This window comes from Campylobacter sp. CFSAN093229 (assembly GCF_011068225.1).
Classification (GTDB): Bacteria; Campylobacterota; Campylobacteria; order Campylobacterales; family Campylobacteraceae; genus Campylobacter_D; species Campylobacter_D jejuni.
In genome coordinates, this window is the sequence record NZ_JAAMXB010000023.1 from 1 (window position 1) to 1243 (window position 1243).

The 1243-nt window shown below is 35.5% G+C and carries 2 protein-coding genes; both read left to right on the forward strand.

Going from position 1 to position 1243, the window contains the following annotated elements; all coding sequences use genetic code 11:
• Window positions 1–237 (forward strand): flagellin (locus tag FBE93_RS08225; RefSeq protein ID WP_261802370.1); only part of this gene is annotated, 237 nt, incomplete at its 5' end.
• 146 nt (window positions 238–383) lie between these two features.
• Window positions 384–1243, forward strand: an 860-nt coding sequence (locus FBE93_RS08230; protein ID WP_278184543.1) for a flagellin hook IN motif-containing protein, incomplete at its 3' end; no start/stop codon positions are given.

Below are 1243 nucleotides of genomic sequence, written 5' to 3' on the forward strand. Positions count from 1 at the left end.
AATCTTGATCAAATCAGAGCTGATATAGGTTCTATACAAAATCAAGTGACATCAACCATAAACAACATTACCGTAACTCAGGTTAACGTTAAATCAGCTGAATCACAAATCAGAGATGTAGACTTTGCAAGCGAGAGTGCAAACTACTCTAAAGCAAATATCTTAGCTCAAAGTGGATCTTATGCTATGGCTCAGGCAAATTCTAGCCAACAAAATGTTTTGAGACTGCTTCAATAGTTTAAAAATACTGTGATATATACAAATCCAAGCCTAGTTTAAATACTAGGCTTTTTATTTTAAACTCTCAAGATTTTTAATTAAACTAAAACTTGGAACACTTCTTGCTTTAATCTTTTCGATGCAATATTTTGAAAGGATTTAAAATGGGTTTTAGGATAAACACCAACATCGGTGCGTTAAATGCACACGCAAATTCAGTTGTTAATGCTAACGAGCTTGATAAGTCTTTAAGTAGACTTAGTTCCGGTCTTAGGATTAACTCCGCAGCGGATGATGCTTCAGGGATGGCGATAGCAGATTCTTTGCGTTCTCAAGCAGCCACTTTAGGTCAAGCCATAAACAATGGCAATGATGCCATAGGTATCTTACAAACTGCTGATAAGGCTATGGATGAGCAACTTAAGATCTTAGATACTATCAAGACTAAAGCAACTCAAGCGGCTCAAGATGGTCAAAGTTTAAAAACAAGAACCATGTTGCAAGCAGATATAAACCGCTTAATGGAAGAGCTTGATAATATCGCTAATACTACAGCTTTTAATGGCAAACAACTTTTAAGTGGAAATTTTACTAATCAAGAATTTCAAATCGGTTCAAGTTCAAATCAAACTATAAAAGCAAGCATTGGGCCAACCCAGTCTTCAAAAATCGGTGTTACAAGATTTGAAACAGGTTCACAAAGTTTTACTTCAGGTGTAGTAGGACTTACTATCAAAAACTATAATGGTTTGGAAGATTTTAAATTTGATAATGTTGTGATTTCAACCTCTGTTGGAACAGGTCTTGGAGCTTTGGCTGAGGAGATTAATAAAAGCTCTGATAAAACAGGAGTTCGTGCAACTTATGATGTAAGAACAACTGGTGTTTATGCTATAAAAGAAGGAAGCACTTCTCAAGACTTTGCTATCAATGGGGTTGTAATTGGTCAGATTAATTATAAAGACGGAGATAATAATGGCCAGTTGATTTCGGCTATAAATTCTGTTAAAGACACAACCGGAGT